The sequence below is a fragment of the Legionella sp. D16C41 genome, from assembly GCF_048541585.1.
GTDB lineage: Bacteria > Pseudomonadota > Gammaproteobacteria > Legionellales > Legionellaceae > Legionella_C.
The window spans coordinates 2,554,397-2,572,175 of record NZ_CP183303.1 but is presented as its reverse complement, the minus strand read 5'-3'; the positions used below and the strand labels follow the sequence as shown (position 1 = coordinate 2,572,175).

Sequence of the window (17,779 nt, the reverse complement as noted above, 5' to 3'; positions counted from 1 at the left end):
GCAGGAGTTACCTTTAAATTTATAACGCTAGAAGTTTCAAATATTGTTTATCTAATCTCAATTTTTTTATTGACAATAATTTTGCTTTTAGTTTCAAAAGTTCAAAAATAAAACAAATTGTTAACGTTTAAGGCTGCTTTAAGCTTTAGAATGTTATAATAAGATTTTAATTCTTAATTAAGTTTTACTATATGAAAAAGCAAAAGTTAATAAAAGCCCTGGAAGAATTAAAAGAATTATTAAATAGATTAAAAATCATTAATATTGAACCTTTTCTAATTGAAATCAAGAAGATTCAGCAAGAAAACATAAAAGATAGTAAAATTTTAAAGGAAGTAGCTAATTTACTTAAAGGAATTATAAAAAAAAGTCAGACGCAAGCCAATTCACAAGATTTTCAAGCGCTTCAAACTAATATAGCTAGTTTACAAAGAAAATTAATCAAACAGCAAATTGATATATTAGATGATCCTCTATATGCCCAAGAGAAAGCTCTCACGTTGAGTTTATCAAAATTTGCGAAGCCTACTCCAGATACTAAGGAAGAAGCGAATACTATTTTGCAAAATTCACCTGCTTATACATACTTCCTTAAATATAAAAAGTTTCTAGAAGATTTGGAAGAAAAGTATTCAAAACAAGTTACTAACCCAGATTTAAAATTAATTTTGGAGCAACAAGGAATTTTAGATAAATTATGTAGTAATAAAATGAAAAATAGGGTTGCTAAGGTTGAGGTTGGAGTTAAGACGTTAGTTTCTGATCTTAATAATCTATTTGATGCAAAAAGAAAGATATTAATCCAAGAATATACAGAGATTATTGAATTTTTACAGGAAATAGGTTTTTTGGGTAGAAAAGATGCAGAAAAAAGGATTAGTGAGTTAAATTATTTACAAAGCTTACCTAAAATTGAAGACTTTCTTGCTAAATCTAAATTAAAAACAGAAGTAGCAAGCGTAAGTAATGATTTAAAAGAGCTCGATGAGGAATACTGTAAAACATTCATAACTTTTAAATGTCCTGTGATTAGTAATAATTATTTAAAACAAGAATTAGAGTATAGATATAAACAAATTGATTTAAAAATTAATGAAGCAATAAACGAGTTTGAATTAGTAAGAGCCATTACTTATCTCTCACTATTGGTAGATCCAGAATCTGCCAATTTCAAACCTTATTTAGCCTGTAGAGAAAAATTAAAAGATCTTAAAGAAGAACGAGATGCTTTTTGTAAAAAATTAGAAACTATAAATGAACCGACAAAATGGGAATCTCCAAAATTTAAAGCTACTCTAAAATTTATGGAAATAATAAAGACAGAGTATCAACGAATTATAGTTAAATATGGTAAAGACATCATTCCTGATATTGATGAAAATTTTAATTGCAGACGATGCCATCATGAAAAACCAAAGCCACAATTACAAACTTTAAAAGATGTAATGATGTTAGATATAGTAGATGTAGAAGATAGGCTTCAGGCAAAAGCACTTGAAAATATTGCTAAAATAGACCCAAGGCTCGTTCATTTAAGAAATACATATATAGCACTTAAAAGCGTTAATGATACCTATTTTAAAGATACCAGAGTAGATGCTCACCATAATTATACCTTGCGATTAAACGATATTATTAATAATGAAGTGGCAGAAAATATCAATGAACTTATTAACTGTACTAGCTCTAAAATTACTAAAGCTCTTAAGGCAGCATTTAACGTATTTAAGATTCATTTAGGTATAAAAACCAAGCCGCCAATTGTGGGGCAAGTCCGGGTAGGGGAACATCCTTATTCCTCTTTTACGAAGCCTCTTGGCAGTTCAAAAACAGTAGAGGCAGTTGTTAATAGCGCCAATCAATTAATTACGACGCTTAGCAAGCCTTAATAAAAAGCCTTTCAGTACGAAGGGTTAAGCTATTAAACTTAATAAGTTTACCGAAAATACAGTTAATAGCCAAATCTCTCACCAAGATTCAAGCATAATCTGTAAACAGTTACGTTTAACCTAGCCACCTGAGCTATTAAATTAAAATTTGCTAAACTTCTTTGTTTATTTTTTATCAAGCGGTTTAAAAAATTTAGTTAAATCATTCAAGTCAATTAATTCTACTTCCTCTTTGTTTCGCGCTTTATATTCAACGACTTGTTGTTGTAAATGACGTTCACTAACCACAATACGATGAGGAATACCAATTAAATCGCAATCAGCAAATAAAACACCTGGTCGTTCATTCCTGTCATCTAATAATATTTCAAAGCCTAAATTGGTTAGTTCTTGATAAATTTTTTCTGTCATTTCGGCAACAGTGGGCGCGCGATGGGCATTAATAGGGATAATAGCAATTTGAAATGGGGCAATTGGTTCAGGCCAAATTATTCCTCGCTCATCATGATGTTGCTCAATAGCTGCAGCAACAACGCGGCTAATACCAAGTCCATAACAACCCATTGTCATGGTTTCTAATTCGCCTTCTTCATTAAGTACGGAAGCATTCATGGTTTTAGCATATTTATCACCTAATTGAAAAATATGACCTACTTCTATACCGCGACAAGCATGCAATTTACCGTGGCCATCAGGGCTTGGATCACCTTCTTTAACTTGCCTTAAATCATAAGCAACTTGATAAGAAGCATCACGATTCCAAGCTGCATTAATAAAATGTTTATCAGCTTGGTTTGCGCCACAAACAAAGGATTCAAGTGCTAAGGCATTATGATCAGCAATAATTGGAATTGATAAATTAACTGGACCTAATGAGCCGACTGGAGCGCCTAGGGTTGATTCGATCATTTTATCATCTGCAAATTGCAGTGGTGATTTAATAATTGGATTTTTACTGGCTTTTATTTCATTTAATTCATCATCGCCACGTAAGATTAAAGCAACTAAAGGATGAGTGCTGCCTTCAACAATTAATGTTTTGATAGTTTGCTCTGGTTGTATATTCAAATACTCTGCAACCTCTTTAATTGTTTTTTTACCAGTAGTATCTACAATAGCCATCATTTGTTCAGGTAGAGTGGTGGCAGGTGGTGGCGTTAAGCTGGTTGCTTGTTCTATATTGGCAGCATAACTACTTTCATCGCTATGGAAAATAATATCTTCACCTGAGTCAGCCAAAACTTGAAATTCATGCGAAACAGAGCCACCAATAGCCCCAGTGTCTGCTTCAACGGCACGGTATTCTAAACCTAGGCGATCAAAAATCCGACAATAAGCAGCATACATAGCGTTATAAGTTTCTTGTAATGACCCTTGAGTTAAATGAAAAGAATAGGCATCTTTCATAATAAATTCTCTTGCGCGCATTACACCAAAGCGTGGGCGTATTTCATCACGAAACTTAGTTTGAATTTGATAAAAATTAACGGGTAATTGTTTATAAGAGCGTAACTCATTTCTCATTAAATCAGTAATGACTTCTTCATGTGTAGGGCCGAAACAATAATCACGGCAACTACTATCTTTCATCGTTAACAATTGTCCACCGAAAGTTTCCCAACGGCCTGTTTCTTGCCATAATTCAGCAGGTTGTACTGCAGGCATTAAAACTTCTATAGCATGGGCACGGTTCATTTCTTCTCTAACAATTTGCTCAACTTTTTGTAAAACGCGTAGCCCAAGGGGCAGCCAGGTATACAAGCCTGCACCTAGCTTGCGAATCATTCCTGCTCGTAGCATGAGTTGATGTGACACAATTTCAGCATCACTTGGTGTTTCGCGGAGGGTAGCTAAAAACCATTGAGATGTGCGCATATCCGTTCCTAATTCCAATCAAATTGCTCATTATATATGTATTATTAATAATTTGCGAAGACGTCTATTTTTATTCTTTTTACAGAACCAGTTAAAATAAAAGTAAGCTACTTAATTAGAGATAAAGTGAATACTCTTAATTTAATCCAAACCTTTTGTAAGGTTGCACAACATTGTAATTTTACTAAAGCTGCAAAAGAGTTAAGTATTTCAGCCGCCGCTATTAGTAAACAAATTTCTTTATTAGAAAAAGAATTAGGGGTTGCTTTATTTGAGCGGACTACGCGTAAAGTGACACTAACTGCAATAGGTGAAGTCTATTATCAGGAAGTACAAAATGTATTAATCTCTTTAGAACAAGCGACCAATAAAGTCGGACAATTTAAAACGCAACCAGCAGGTTTAATTCGTGTTAAGAGTGCGCGCTTTTTTGCTGAAAAAATAATAATACCGCGAATGGTGGATTTTCAAAAACACTATCCTAATATTACGCTTGACTTGCAAATTGCAGAACAAGTTCCTCATTTACCTGCAGAAGATTTAGACGTTGTTTTTGGTATGTCTATGTCAGTTGCTTCTAACTCTATTCAAAAGAAAATTGGTACTACGCGCTACATTTTTTGTGCTGCAGAAAGTTATTTTAAGCGAGCTGGAATACCTAAAAAGCCTACAGATTTAATTAACCATTCATACATAACACACAGTATGCGTGTACCGAATGATACTTGGACTTTTGCCAATGGGGAGACTATTTTTTTACAGCCAAGCTTTTATTTAAATGATGCATCAGCTATGGTTGACTGTGCTTGTCGCGGGCTAGGTATTGTTGCTCTTCATTCTTATCAAGTAAAAGAGGCCTTAGAAAAAAATTTACTAAAAGAGGTATTAACTGACTATCCAATGCCTCCCATACCTGTTTTTATTTTCTATCATCCAGCCCGTTACATTCAGCCCAAAGTTAAAGTTTGGGTTGAGGCTATGACTAAGTCAATTAATTTCTAATACAGAGTTAGTTTGACTTATAGCTGGAACGCGCAAATAGAGTGCAAAATTCCAGCAAGTTAAAAGATTTCTTATTTCTGTTTTATACAACGAACAAGTATCAACAACTTTTAGCTAGAAATATTAATTTTCTTAGCTTGTTCGATAATGGGTCGTGCCTTATCTACTAGTTTGTCATCATTTAATTCATCTAGATGCGCAATATAATTTGAATAATCCTCAAAATGAACCTGACCGCTTTCAACATTATAAATTGCACCAACTATAGCGATATTTTCTTGATTAATTAGTAATTTAATAATTTCACTATCTTGATAAATCTGATGCATAGTATTAGCGATATTTAAGGCAGTAACATTACTAATAAACTTTTTATTCGTACTATTACGATCTAATTTGGTTTCTACTTCAGCATTTATAGCAGGTTTAATTTTTGCTAAGAGCTGGGTAATATGTCCTTTTTCAAAATTATCACATGCAGCTTGAATAGCACCACAACGCGTATGCCCTAATACAACAATTAGTTTCGCACCTACTACATGGCAAGCATATTCAATACTTGCTAACACATCTTCATTGACTACATTCCCTGCTACTCGAATGCAGAACAAATCACCAAAACTCATATCAAAAATGGTCTCAACAGGCACACGCGAATCAATACAGCCTAGAACCACTGCCATAGGATGTTGAGTCTGTGCGGTATGCTTAATATCAATTTTAGGACTACGATGGATACGAGTATCATTTAAAAAGCGCTGATTACCTTCTTTTAAAAGCTTTAATACTTCAACAGGTGTCAAAGTAGTTTGCACATCATAGGTCGTTACAGTAATAAAATCGATATAATTGTGAATATCATAATAATCTTTAAATCCGATTAGATTTAAAGAAATACGCTTATGAGGTGCTTTTTCTTGCTTAAATTCTTTAATAAGCTCGACAATTTCTTTATCAATAAAATGAGTATAACGAGCATCAATAATTAGTTGAGAATTATCTGGTATTGAATCAAGTTCAGCAACCAACGAAGCTTTATTAAGAAAGGTAATTTGTTGCGGCAAGACTAAGCGATTAGTAATACCATTTGGATAAACTTCTTTGATGATATCTAAACGTGCTTGGCTATTAGTTTTTAAAATATAAAATAAACTAATGGCTAAGCCAATTAAAATACCAGCTAAAAGATTAAAGATAACAATACTAACTACGGTTGCAATAAAGGGGAAGAATCGATCAAAGCCTTGAGCGTACATGGATTTGTAGATTGCAGGCTTAGTTAGTTTATATCCTGTAAAAATTAAAATTGCCGCAAGCGAAGATAAAGGAATTTTATTAAGCCAACCTGGGATTAATACTACTGCAAAAAATAATAATAACCCATGCAAGACGGTTGCTATTTTAGTTTTTGCACCAGCTTGTATATTAACTGAAGTACGTACAATAACTGAGGTAACTGGTAACCCTCCAATCAGACCTGCGATAAAATTACCAGTACCTTGAGCCAATAGCTCTTGATCTTTCGAGGCCATACGCCTTTTTTTATCTAATTTTTCTGCCGCTTTTACGTTTAATAAACTTTCTAAAGAAGCAACAATCGCAATAATAAAAGCATATAAGTAAACTTTTGGATTAGTCCAAGCTAACCAATTAGGTACTTGAAATTGATTAAAAAAGTCACTAAAGCCATCATTCTCAGGAATATTAACTAAATGTGAATCATTTTGTGCTAGAAGAGAGTCGGTCATAAGAAATATTTCATTAATTATGATACCGGCTATAACGACAATAATCGGCGCTGGAATGCTTTGTAAAAGTTTAATTCTGGTTTTTTCAAAATAAATTAAGATGGCAAAAGAAATTAGGGAAATAATAGTAGCCCCGGTATTAATATGATGTGATAGTCCATATAGTGGACTTAATGTTAAGCCTTCTGTTGTTTCTAGTAAGTGCGTCTGCAACTCTTTAAAATCTTTTGATATAGTAAATGCTAGAGGAATTTGTTTAATAATCAGTAAGATACCAATAGCGCATAATAAGCCTTGCACAACATTAGAAGGAACATATTCAATAATAAAGCCAGCGCGAAATACGCCTATAAGGCCTTGAATTAATCCTGCTAGCGCTAAAGCTAGAAGAAATGTTTGAAAATCACCTAATTGAGTGATTGCTGTTAATACCACAGCAGCCATACCTGCTGCCGGACCGCTAACACTTACCTGAGATCCACTTAATAAGCCGACCACCACGCCACCAACAATACCACTGACTATGCCAGAGAAAAGTGGTGCTCCAGAGGCAAGTGCGATTCCCAAACACAGTGGAATAGCTACTAAAAAAACTACAATTGCTGCAACAAAGTCAAATTTAAAATGACGTTGCTGGTATATTTTGGCTTTACGAAAAGAGGTCAACACAGCATCATTCATGATTATTTTGTAAATTAATTACCCTAAGGTGGATACTAGCTTATATTATTCAATTTGTGAATCTTTACACGAAAGAAATATTTCTTTACTTTATCGATAAGCTTAAATTATAAGAAATTCAGAGCTGATTTAAAAAAAAACAAAATAGCGAAATACAAAAGGTAATGAGTTATTGCAGCGACTATTTAAGTAACGTGTAAAATGTTTAATGGGTTGCTAACTGTATTTAGAAATGTATCCTATTAATAATAGGTTAAAGAGTCTGAATTAAATTTAAGATAATTATTTTTAATAAATGATTATTTTATAAATTATTCTAATTCTAAGTTTTCAAGCTCTTTTTCTATAAAGACGGGGGCAGTGTCTATTTCTTTCTTAGTTAATAATTGCGTTTCTAAATTTTTAAATGGCCATAAATCTTGATCCATTAATTGACTTGGTTTAATGCTTTGTAAAGCGTGAAGGATATTACTGGGGATTTTTGGATTTTCTTCTGCCAGCTTATCAATTAATTTACCAATTCGTTTGCGAGCTAAATTTTCTTGAGAGCCACATAGAGTACAAGGAATTATAGGATAATTTTGCTCATTAGCGTAGGTAATTATATCGCGTTCTTGTACATAACATAACGGTCGAATAACAATGTGTTTTTTATTATCGCTAAGTAATTTAGGCGGCATAGAACGAATATCGCCGTTGTAGAGAATGGACATCATTAGAGTTCGAATTAAATCATCGCGATGATGGCCTAGGGCAATTTTATTAAACCCATTTTCCTCAGCATAGCGATAAATAATACCTCTACGCAGTCTTGAGCATAGTGAGCAATAAGTTTTACCTTCAGGAATTTTCTCTTTAACAATACTATAGGTGTCACGTGTTAAAATTTCGTAAGGAATTTTTTTATCTTTTAACCATGCATGAACCTTACTATCATCCCAACCTGGCTGAGCTTGATCAAGAGTAAATGAAAATAGCTCAAATTTATTATTTGAACGCTGTTTTAATAAATGAAGTAATGTTAGCAGCGTGAAAGAATCTTTACCCCCTGATAGGCACACCATAACCCGATCACCACGTTGGATCATGTTAAAATCAGCAATAGCTTTGCCCGTATAATGAAGTAACTTTCTTTCAACAGCTGTAGGATTAAATGCCATACTAACAACCTAAAAATGGTAAAGACTTTATGTTTTAATACCGTTTAATACATTTACTAATAAATAAGCGTTATAAATTTATTGTCTGTTTTATTAGAAGTCTATTATAAAAAGTAGGGGATTATAAATAGTTTCGATTTAAAATGCATTAGCTAGGGTGGTTTAATTATGAAAGGACTTAAAAGAGGAAAATAGAAAGCAGCTTTTTAACCTTTGTCTAGGTCGGTCTCCAATTGATTTGCGAGCTCTAGATTGTTTAGTTATAGCATTAAATCTCATAAACAAACTGCAGTACGTCAGCTTTTTACAACAAACAGCCTTTCAACAGATGGCAATTTTGTTATGTATAAAGGCTAAAATAGTCTATTACTTAGTTACCGTTACCGTAGTTTTTATTGTTTTCTTAACAATGCGTTTGCTTTTTATTTTGCCTTTATGCGGTAAGGGTGGAGGAAAACGACTAATACGGGTAGTTGCTAACCAAGAATTAATTTCTTCAAGATCCGTAACGCTTAAAGTACCAGCTAGGTATTTAAGGTTTAAATCAGCATTAATTAAATCATACTGATCGGCGGCTAATTGACGTTGTGCCTCAAATAAGCGTTCCTGGGCATTAACAACGTCAACCATTGTACGAGTCCCCACTTGAAATTGCGCCTCCGTACTTTCCAACGTATTTCGTTGAGAAATGACAGTTTGTCTATCTGCTTGGACTTTACTAATCCCATCAATAATTGTATTGAAGGCAATACGACTATTAACAACGACATCGCGATAAGCGCGTTCCAGACGCTCGCTTGCTGATTGAAAATTAAATTGTGCCTGTCTTGTTTGTGCAACGACTAATCCACCTTGAAATACTGGAAAGTTTAATGCAAGAGCAATATTAGCATTAGTTTGTTTTGAAGGTGCAAAAAAATTCCCACCACTACTACCACCAATGCCATTAACATCACTATTAACTTGATTACCATTCGCTTGGATAGCCAATGTTGGCCAGCCGGCGGCAGCCTGGACACGTATGTTTTCTCTAGCAGCTTGTAAGCTGTATTTAGCTGAATATAAATTATAATTTTGTTTAAGGCCTGTATCGACCCATTCATTGACATCATTAGGTTCAGGCCGGATAAGGGGAATTCTACTATCTCTTAAAGGTGCAAGGTATTCGTAAACATGATTGGTTAGTTTACGTAGATTTTCACTTTGATTAATTAAATCATTACGAGCTGTTATAACTTGTGCTACGGATTGATCATAAGCTGAGCGAGCTTCATAAACAGAAGTAATAGCATCCAATCCGACTCGAAAACGCTCTTCAGCTTGTTCAAGTTGCCGCCTATTAGCGCGTCTTTTAGCTTCAGCGAAAGTTAAAGTATCTCTAGCAAGTAAGATATTAAAATAAGCTCTTGCGGTGCGTAACATTAAATCTTGCGCTGCATTATTAAAAGTTGCCTGAGCTGCTTTAACAGTAGCTTTGGCCTGTTGTACCTGTGACCATGCTCGGTAATTAAAGACAGCTTGAGAGGCGGTAATTTGCCATTTATTGCTATTATAAGTTGTTTCAAAATTAACATTGGCTGTTTTTGTTTGTATAATATTTCTGCTAACTTGAGCATTGACATTTAGCTGAGGATAAAGTGCTGAGCGTGCAATTGGTATAGACTCACTAGTAGCCATGTAGGTGCTATAAGCTTCTTTAAAAGTTGGGTCATTTTCTAATGCTTGTTGGTAAATATCCATTAAATCTGTCGCATGCAATTGACCAGCAAAGCAAATAGCAAATAACAGAAACAGCATTTTTTTCATGCGAACGCGTCCTAGAAAATAAATTCTTTAGGCTTAAATTTATTAATTAACGGCGAAACACTAGTTTCAAAAAGTAATTCTTGAGTCCAAGTGCCATCTAAGCTTAAAGTAAAAAGCATTGCCTGCATGACAGGCTCTTTACCAATAATTGCAAAAATTCTACCACCGGGTAAAATTTGTAAGCGCAAAGCATCTGTTACCGAATCAATTGCTCCTGTCATAATAATAACGTTATAAGGTGCATTATCAATCCAACCATTATAGCCATCGCCGGTGATTAATTCGATATTATTACACTGATGACGTTTTAAATTAACAGCAGCCATATCTGTAAATTCTTTAAAGTAATCAATACTAATTACTTTTTTACACAAGCCACTTAACAAAGCCGTAAGATAACCTGTTCCTGTACCAACTTCTAAAACAGTTTCGTCTTTTTTAAGTTGTATAGCTTGTAAAATTTTTCCTTCTTCTAAAGGATTTAACATCCGTTGTTCGTGAGCTAAAGGTATTTGCATATCAGAATAAGCAAATTGCTGCATAGCTCTAGGAACAAATTCATCCCGAGGAAATTTATCATACAGCGCTAAGATATTCTCATCAAGGACATCACCAGTTCTTAACTGCTGCTTAATCATATTAATACGTGCATTTTGACTAATCATTTGCGAAATACCATTACACGAGTCATATATATACTAATTACTTCAAAGGTAAGAAGTATAGGTTAAAAGGTTGTGGCCATTTTAGCAAGATTTGATGAAAGGTGCGATTGATTCAGAAAAAGATTTGTTAAGCATTTATCATTTAATAGTGCAACTGTGTAAAATTTGTTATTATTATGCCAATTTCCGATTTTAAGTTTAGGAGTGCATAATGCAAGAGCGATTTCTTGACCACTTACATAGTGAGTTAGAAACACTAAAAAGTGAAGGCTTATATAAATCAGAACGAGTTATTAAAAGCCAACAACAAGCAAGTGTGCAAGTACAGGATAAAACCGTTATTAATTTATGTGCTAATAATTATTTAGGCCTAGCTAACAATCCAGCTTTAATTCACAAAGGCCAAGAAGCACTACAAAAATACGGTTATGGTATGGCGTCTGTACGCTTTATTTGCGGCACTCAAACACCACATAAAACTTTAGAAAGTAAAATTAGTCAATTTTTGAGTAAGGAAGATACCATTCTTTATTCTTCTTGCTTTGATGCCAATACTGGTTTGTTTGAAACGTTATTGGGTCCTGAGGATGCTATCATTAGTGATGCTTTAAATCATGCTAGTATTATCGATGGTGTTCGTTTATGCAAAGCAGCGCGTTTTCGTTATGCTAATAATGATATGCGTGATCTTGAAGCACAATTAATTGCTGCTAAAGATGCGCGTTTTCGCCTAATCGCTACGGATGGTGTTTTTTCAATGGATGGTGTTATCGCTAATTTACCGGCTATTTGTGAATTAGCTGATAAATATGATGCTATGGTTATGGTAGATGATTCGCACGCAGTAGGATTTATGGGTGAAACAGGTAGAGGTACGCCGCAATACTGTGGTGTTACAGATAGAGTTGATATTATTACAGGTACTTTAGGCAAAGCATTAGGTGGTGCTTCAGGTGGTTATACAGCTAGCCACTCACTTATTATTGATTGGCTTCGTCAGCGCTCACGACCTTATTTATTTTCTAATACATTAGCACCGGTCATTGCAGAAACCTCTATTGCTGTTCTTAACTTATTGGAAGAATCTAATGAATTATTAGTAAAGCTAAGACGCAATAGTAATTATTTTCGCCAAGGTATGACTGAGCTTGGATTCGATTTAATTCCAGGTGAACATCCAATTATTCCAGTTATGCTGGGTGATGCAAGTTTAGCTGCAAAAATGGCAGATCTATTATTAAAAGAAGGTATTTATGTTGTAGGCTTCTCTTACCCAGTCGTTCCTAAAGGAAAAGCTCGTATTCGCACGCAAATGTCAGCAGCTCATGAACTGGAGCATTTAGATCAAGCGTTAAAAGCATTCTCTAAGGTAGGAAAATTACTTAATATAATATAGGTATAAGCTTATCTGGTTTAGTTAGTGAGATTTATAAATTTTTCTATATAAGGTTAACAATACTTAGGAGGCTCATGAAATCATTAGTAAAAGCTAAACGTGAACCTGGAATTTGGATGCAGGATGTGCCGATTCCTGAGTATGGCGTAAATGATGTTTTAATTAAAATAAAGAAAACTGCTATTTGTGGTACAGATATTCATATTTATACTTGGGATGATTGGGCAGAGGCGACAATTCCTGTGCCTATGACGGTAGGACATGAATTTTATGGAGAAATCGTTGCTTTAGGTCGCGAAGTTACAGGGTTAGAAATAGGACAGCGCGTTTCAGGCGAAGGTCATATTACTTGCGGTATGTGTAGAAATTGCCGTGCTGGTAAACGCCACCTTTGTCGTAATACATTTGGCGTTGGTGTTAATCGACCAGGCTGCTTTGGTGAGTATTTAGCATTACCGGCAACGAATGTTTTAGCTTTACCCGACAATATTACTGATGAACAAGCTTCCATTCTCGACCCGTTTGGTAATGCTACCCATTGCGCGTTAGCGTTTGATGTGGTGGGTGAAGATGTTTTAATTACCGGAGCAGGTCCAATTGGTATTATGGCTGTTGCTATAGTAAAGCATATAGGCGCACGTCATGTGGTTATTACCGATGTTAATGATCACCGTTTAGAATTAGCTCGCAAAATGGGCGCCACGCGTGCTGTTAACATAAAGTATCAAACGATTGATGATGTGGCTAAAGAACTAGGAATGTTAGAGGGATTTGATGTAGGCCTCGAGATGTCAGGTAACCCCATAGCGTTAAATGATATGATAAAAGCTATGAATAATGGTGGTCATATTGCTATGTTAGGGATTCCACCACAAGAAACGGCAGTTGATTGGAATCAAGTTATTTTTAAAGGACTAACTATTAAAGGTATTTACGGGCGAGAAATGTTTGAAACGTGGTATAAAATGATTGCGATGCTACAAAGTGGCTTAGATATATCGCCAGTTATTACCCATCAATTTCATGTTGATAAGTATCAAGATGCTTTCCAAATTATGGCATCTGGTCAATCTGGTAAAGTAATACTTGATTGGACTTAACCAGTTATTAACTGCTAAGTAATTCAGAAGATTTATCTAGAGTATAGGTTGGGCCACTCGGCCCACCTCTATTTATTTATCTGCTGAGTTAGGGTCTGTGTGATAGACACCATCAAGAATAAATTTGCTTTCAGATAAATAGGCCATTCAATCTAAAGAGGGTTGAGCTTTCAAGTTAGCAATAAACCATAGGCTTTTTCCGAAAAAGTCTCTTGTATAGCATTCAGCTTTAGTTTATTTTCTGCACCAATTTCGTTAAAGAATGGAGTATTCATGTCGCAATATATTTTCACAATGAATAGAGTAAGTAAAATAGTTGATAATCAACGAGTAATCCTTAAAGACATTTCTTTAAGTTTTTATCCAGGCGCAAAAATTGGAGTTTTAGGGCTAAATGGTTCAGGTAAATCAACTTTGCTAAAAATCATGGCTGGAATTGATCAGCAATTTAATGGTGAGGCAAGACCTCAGCCAGGTATTAAAATAGGTTACTTAGCTCAGGAACCTAAATTAGATTCAACTAAAACAGTTCGCGAAGTAGTTGAGGAAGGTGTTGCTGATATTAAACATAAATTAAAAGAATTTGATGAGATTAGTATGCGTTTTGCTGAACCTATGAGTGATGACGAAATGACGGCATTACTTGATAAGCAAGGACAACTACAAACAGAGATTGAAGCGTGTAACGGTTGGGATTTAGATCGCCAACTAAATATTGCAGCTGATGCCCTAAGGCTACCTGATTGGGATGCAAAAATTAGTCAGTTATCAGGCGGTGAATTACGCCGAGTAGCGCTTTGTCGATTGCTCTTATCTAATCCAGACATGCTTTTATTAGATGAACCTACAAACCATCTAGATGCGGAAAGTGTTGCTTGGCTTGAGCGTTACCTTGAAGAATTTCCTGGTACAGTCGTTGCTGTAACGCACGATCGCTATTTTCTTGATAATGCAGCAGAATGGATCTTAGAATTAGATCGAGGCGAAGGAATTCCTTATAAAGGTAATTATACCTCTTGGCTTGAGCAGAAAGAAGCGCGTCTTGCTATGGAGGAAAAACAGCAAGCTGCACATCAACGTGCGATTAAAGCAGAATTAGAGTGGGTTCGTACTTCACCTAAAGGACGACATGCTAAAAATAAAGCGCGCCTTGCCCGTTTTGAAGAAATGAACTCTAAAGAATTTCAAAAAAGAAATGAAACTAATGAGCTTTATATTCCCCCTGGTGAACGTTTAGGTGATTTGGTCATCGAATCTAACCATCTTCGTAAATCATTTGGAACACGCTTATTAATTGAAGATTTAAGTTTTAAATTACCTAAAGGCGGCGTATTAGGGATTATTGGGCCTAATGGTGCAGGAAAATCAACGTTTCTTAAAATGTTAACTAATCAAGAACAGCCTGATGATGGCGAAATTCGTATTGGTGAAACGGTTGACCTAGCTTATGTCAATCAAACTCGTGATCACTTAGATGATGATAAAACTGTCTGGCAAGAAATATCAGATGGGCAAGATATAATTCAAGTAGGCTCATTTCAAATGCCTTCTCGTGCTTATGTTAGTCGGTTTAATTTTAAAGGCGCAGATCAACAAAAGAAAATGGCGCAACTTTCTGGAGGTGAGCGTAACCGAGTGCATTTAGCAAAGCTATTAAGACGTGGCGCTAATGTCATATTATTGGATGAGCCGAGTAATGATTTAGACGTAGAAACGTTACGATCACTGGAAGAGGCTATATTAAATTTTCCAGGTTGTGTTATTGTTGTTTCTCATGATAGATGGTTTTTAGATAGAATTTGCACCCACCTTATGGCCTTTGAAGGCGATTCACAGGTAGCCTTTATTGAGGGGAATTATAGTGATTATGAAGCAGATAGAAAAAGACGATTAGGTGATGAGGCAAATCGGCCGTCACGAATTAAGTATCGTCGATTAAATACTTAATTAAATAAAGCAATATTTATTAAAGCTTTTAGCTGATTAATATAGTTTGATATTTAAAAGTGCTTTATTTTTTGTTATGGAGCTAGTTTATTTTAAATCGATCTCGTATAAATGTGCTGCATTGATGGGATAACGTTCATTTACTAAAGCTAAAAAATTTAGGTTTGATGAAGTTAAATTCACGTTAATTAAGATGTCTTAATAATTTGTCCGATAGCGGAGATTATCATGAATAAGTTGTTCTGGGTTGGTCTAGCTGTTAGTGCTGGGCTTTCAAGTTGCGTTGAGTATGATGAATCAACGTTAATTACGGATGATAATGGTTATGTGCATAGGACGACACATTATTTACGTGATAAACGAGGACGTGATTATTTTCCATTGCAAGTACCTGCTGTTGGCAGAAAACAGTTTATCTTTGACCCAACAGCGTATGCTTGGGCAGCTTATGATGCTGAAGGCCATCGTGTAATGACTGGGAGTGCTTCAGGTGGCAAAGACTTTTGTGAGGATGTTGGGCAGCGCTGTCGTACAGTTACAGGTACTTTTCGTGTCTATAATAAACGTGGCGTTGATTGTCTTTCCGGTGAATATCCTGTAGAAACGACTGGTGGTGCTAAAATGCCTTATTGTATGTATTTTCATCAAGGCTATACCATTCATGCGGCCTATGAAGTACCTTATGCTAACTCAAGTCATGGCTGTGTTCGGGTCTTACCTAGTGCAGCAAAATGGTTAAATGAAGAATTTATGACAATTGGTACGCAAGTAACGGTGCTACCCTATGCTGATGCAGCCCGATAAATGTGAGATTATCTCCTTACCGAAAAGCTGTATTTTGCGCAGTTTGAACTAAAATAACGCATTCAAAATGCGCATGTATTTCATATACACTGCGCTTTTTCAGCCTGATTTTAGTCCAAACTGCACTCAAATCCATCCTTTCACCGAATTTCAGGATATTCACCTGAGCTAATACTTAACTAATGGTGTCAACTGAAAAAATCTGTCATTTCCGCATAAGCGGAAATCTATTCTAATAATGGTATTGGACTAGATAGAAATAGATTCTCACCGGCTGGTTAAACAAGTAGCCTGGGTGAAACGAAGTGAAACCCGGGTTTCGGCCCGCAGGCCTACACCCAGGCTACATCTACTGAAGTTATACCCTTTAGGTTCGTAACGCCACCTTTTTTTATCTATTCTTTGTTTTAACTTAACCTCATATACATGCAACAAAGCCGGCCTGACCGAGGTGACAGAAATAAAATGTTATTAGACTTGCACCAGCAATCTTAAGTCAACGACATCAGCATTAATTTGTACTCTACCTGTTGTAAAGGGAATGCTGTTTCCACGAAAATTTGTTCGGTTTCCAATAATAGTGTTAGAAATAACATGGGCATATAAAAGTTGCAGTGACGTTGTTGCGGTAGCTTTATAGTCAGCTACGAACCCAAGTAAATATTGTTTATCTGAGGGAAAGTTCAGCGGGCGATATTGCGGTTGCTCAGGACCATCATCATAAGCACTTATAAGCGCTAAGCCAGTTTTTTCACTAATTTGATGCCGTACTAATCCTACAAAGGCCCAAGAAACATCATATTTCATGTTGAAAGCGAAATCCTTAGGCGTAGGTGGCGGTGCTGCAGTATCACGTACACGAGCTATTTGATTGGCATTCCACTCACTACGATAAGCTAGCAAGTTAATTAGCCAATCTTTAGAAAATAAATGGGTATAGCTAAGAATAGTGGTTGCGGGCATGCGAAAGTAAAATTTATGATTAGTGTTAATATTAAGACCAAATAAACTTTCCCCGCGTGCTTTTTGCTTAATAGAAGAATAGTAGGCTGCGCCAAAAAAATTAGTTTTATTAAACATATAATAAAGACCTATATCAGCGCCTAAACCAAATCCATAAGACCGATTAATTAACGTATTATAAGTGGTCTCGCCAGAAGGTAGGGCCCAATTAGCTTCATTATTTTTTAAAAAATTAAAATTTAAACCACCGCCAATATAAACGCTTTGACTTAAACTAACTGACGCTCGCGGACTTACATCTATATCTGTCATTAGTGTTTCAGTTGACGCATAACGCGTAACGGCATTAGGGCCCCACTTCAAATTTGAATGAAAGGGTTCAGTCACATCGACACCAAAAACCAATTTATCATTAAGTCGATTAGCTATACGGCCATAAGGTAACAAACTAGTTTGTTTACTATCACTAGAACCTACGTCATAGTCTGAAGTATTAAAGTTAAACTGACGTCCTTTAAAATCTATGTCGGCATACATTACTGTGCCGCCAATAATAAAATCATTCTTCTTAACTTTGAATAGCTCAGCAGGGTTGCTATAGCTTAGCCCGGTAAAATACTGCAGTACATTGGCATGAACATTAATACTAGCTACACATAAAAAAGTTGCAATTGAATAACGCATAATCATCCTGAAAATTAAATAACCGCAGTTTTACCTGCGGTAAAAATAAAACATTTACT

The 17,779-nt window shown here is 35.4% G+C and carries 12 protein-coding genes; 6 read left to right on the top strand and 6 right to left on the bottom strand.

What is annotated here, in order from left to right:
• Nucleotides 1–191 precede the first annotated feature (191 nt).
• Nucleotides 192–1,889, top strand: a complete 1,698-nt coding sequence (locus ACNVED_RS11080; RefSeq protein WP_419419084.1) for a hypothetical protein — start codon at nt 192–194, stop codon at nt 1,887–1,889.
• Between the two features lie 165 nt (nt 1,890–2,054).
• Here the strand turns inward: ACNVED_RS11080 and ACNVED_RS11075 are convergent, their stop codons facing one another.
• Complete coding sequence (locus tag ACNVED_RS11075) at nt 2,055–3,764, bottom strand: proline--tRNA ligase (protein WP_419419083.1); 1,710 nt, start codon at nt 3,762–3,764, stop codon at nt 2,055–2,057.
• A 126-nt stretch (nt 3,765–3,890) separates the two neighbouring features.
• Between ACNVED_RS11075 and ACNVED_RS11070 the strand changes: the two genes are divergently transcribed.
• Nucleotides 3,891–4,766, top strand: coding sequence for a LysR family transcriptional regulator (locus ACNVED_RS11070; RefSeq protein ID WP_419419082.1), 876 nt, complete (start codon nt 3,891–3,893; stop codon nt 4,764–4,766).
• 110 nt (nt 4,767–4,876) lie between these two features.
• Here ACNVED_RS11070 and ACNVED_RS11065 read toward each other — a convergent pair whose 3' ends face one another.
• From ACNVED_RS11065 to ACNVED_RS11050, 4 genes are all read right to left on the bottom strand, one after another.
• Complete coding sequence (locus ACNVED_RS11065) at nt 4,877–7,195, bottom strand: SulP family inorganic anion transporter (protein WP_419419081.1); 2,319 nt, start codon at nt 7,193–7,195, stop codon at nt 4,877–4,879.
• A 311-nt stretch (nt 7,196–7,506) separates the two neighbouring features.
• On the bottom strand, nt 7,507–8,355 hold the full coding sequence (gene ttcA / locus ACNVED_RS11060; RefSeq protein WP_419419080.1) for a tRNA 2-thiocytidine(32) synthetase TtcA: 849 nt from the start codon (nt 8,353–8,355) through the stop codon (nt 7,507–7,509).
• Nucleotides 8,356–8,721: 366 nt separating this feature from the next.
• Complete coding sequence (locus ACNVED_RS11055; protein WP_419419079.1) at nt 8,722–10,161, bottom strand: TolC family outer membrane protein; 1,440 nt, start codon at nt 10,159–10,161, stop codon at nt 8,722–8,724.
• Nucleotides 10,162–10,172: 11 nt separating this feature from the next.
• The gene (locus ACNVED_RS11050) at nt 10,173–10,826 is read right to left on the bottom strand and encodes a protein-L-isoaspartate O-methyltransferase family protein (protein WP_419419078.1); all 654 of its coding nucleotides are present in this window, start codon (nt 10,824–10,826) and stop codon (nt 10,173–10,175) included.
• Between the two features lie 211 nt (nt 10,827–11,037).
• Here ACNVED_RS11050 and ACNVED_RS11045 point away from each other — a divergent pair, with 211 nt between their 5' ends.
• From ACNVED_RS11045 to ACNVED_RS11030, 4 genes are all read left to right on the top strand, one after another.
• Entirely contained in the window at nt 11,038–12,222 is a 1,185-nt protein-coding gene (locus ACNVED_RS11045) for a glycine C-acetyltransferase (protein ID WP_419419077.1), read from the top strand.
• A gap of 74 nt (nt 12,223–12,296) precedes the next feature.
• Complete coding sequence (gene tdh / locus ACNVED_RS11040; protein WP_419419076.1) at nt 12,297–13,322, top strand: L-threonine 3-dehydrogenase; 1,026 nt, start codon at nt 12,297–12,299, stop codon at nt 13,320–13,322.
• Nucleotides 13,323–13,595: 273 nt separating this feature from the next.
• Nucleotides 13,596–15,269, top strand: coding sequence for an energy-dependent translational throttle protein EttA (ettA, locus tag ACNVED_RS11035; RefSeq protein ID WP_419419075.1), 1,674 nt, complete (start codon nt 13,596–13,598; stop codon nt 15,267–15,269).
• A 228-nt stretch (nt 15,270–15,497) separates the two neighbouring features.
• Nucleotides 15,498–16,073, top strand: a complete 576-nt coding sequence (locus tag ACNVED_RS11030) for a L,D-transpeptidase (RefSeq protein ID WP_419419074.1) — start codon at nt 15,498–15,500, stop codon at nt 16,071–16,073.
• 471 nt (nt 16,074–16,544) lie between these two features.
• Here the strand turns inward: ACNVED_RS11030 and ACNVED_RS11025 are convergent, their stop codons facing one another.
• Nucleotides 16,545–17,720 carry an OmpP1/FadL family transporter gene (locus ACNVED_RS11025; protein ID WP_419419073.1) on the bottom strand — a complete coding sequence of 392 codons (1,176 nt, stop codon included), beginning with the start codon at nt 17,718–17,720 and terminating at the stop codon, nt 16,545–16,547.
• Nucleotides 17,721–17,779 lie beyond the last annotated feature (59 nt).

Coding starts and splice junctions, on each gene's coding strand:
- ACNVED_RS11080 (WP_419419084.1), top strand. CDS start 192: ATGAAAAAGCAAAAGTTAATAAAAGCCCTGGAAGAATTAAAAGAATTA.
- ACNVED_RS11075 (WP_419419083.1), bottom strand. CDS start 3,764: ATGCGCACATCTCAATGGTTTTTAGCTACCCTCCGCGAAACACCAAGT.
- ACNVED_RS11065 (WP_419419081.1), bottom strand. CDS start 7,195: ATGAATGATGCTGTGTTGACCTCTTTTCGTAAAGCCAAAATATACCAG.
- ttcA (WP_419419080.1), bottom strand. CDS start 8,355: ATGGCATTTAATCCTACAGCTGTTGAAAGAAAGTTACTTCATTATACG.
- ACNVED_RS11055 (WP_419419079.1), bottom strand. CDS start 10,161: ATGAAAAAAATGCTGTTTCTGTTATTTGCTATTTGCTTTGCTGGTCAA.
- ACNVED_RS11050 (WP_419419078.1), bottom strand. CDS start 10,826: ATGATTAGTCAAAATGCACGTATTAATATGATTAAGCAGCAGTTAAGA.
- ACNVED_RS11045 (WP_419419077.1), top strand. CDS start 11,038: ATGCAAGAGCGATTTCTTGACCACTTACATAGTGAGTTAGAAACACTA.
- tdh (WP_419419076.1), top strand. CDS start 12,297: ATGAAATCATTAGTAAAAGCTAAACGTGAACCTGGAATTTGGATGCAG.
- ettA (WP_419419075.1), top strand. CDS start 13,596: ATGTCGCAATATATTTTCACAATGAATAGAGTAAGTAAAATAGTTGAT.
- ACNVED_RS11030 (WP_419419074.1), top strand. CDS start 15,498: ATGAATAAGTTGTTCTGGGTTGGTCTAGCTGTTAGTGCTGGGCTTTCA.
- ACNVED_RS11025 (WP_419419073.1), bottom strand. CDS start 17,720: ATGCGTTATTCAATTGCAACTTTTTTATGTGTAGCTAGTATTAATGTT.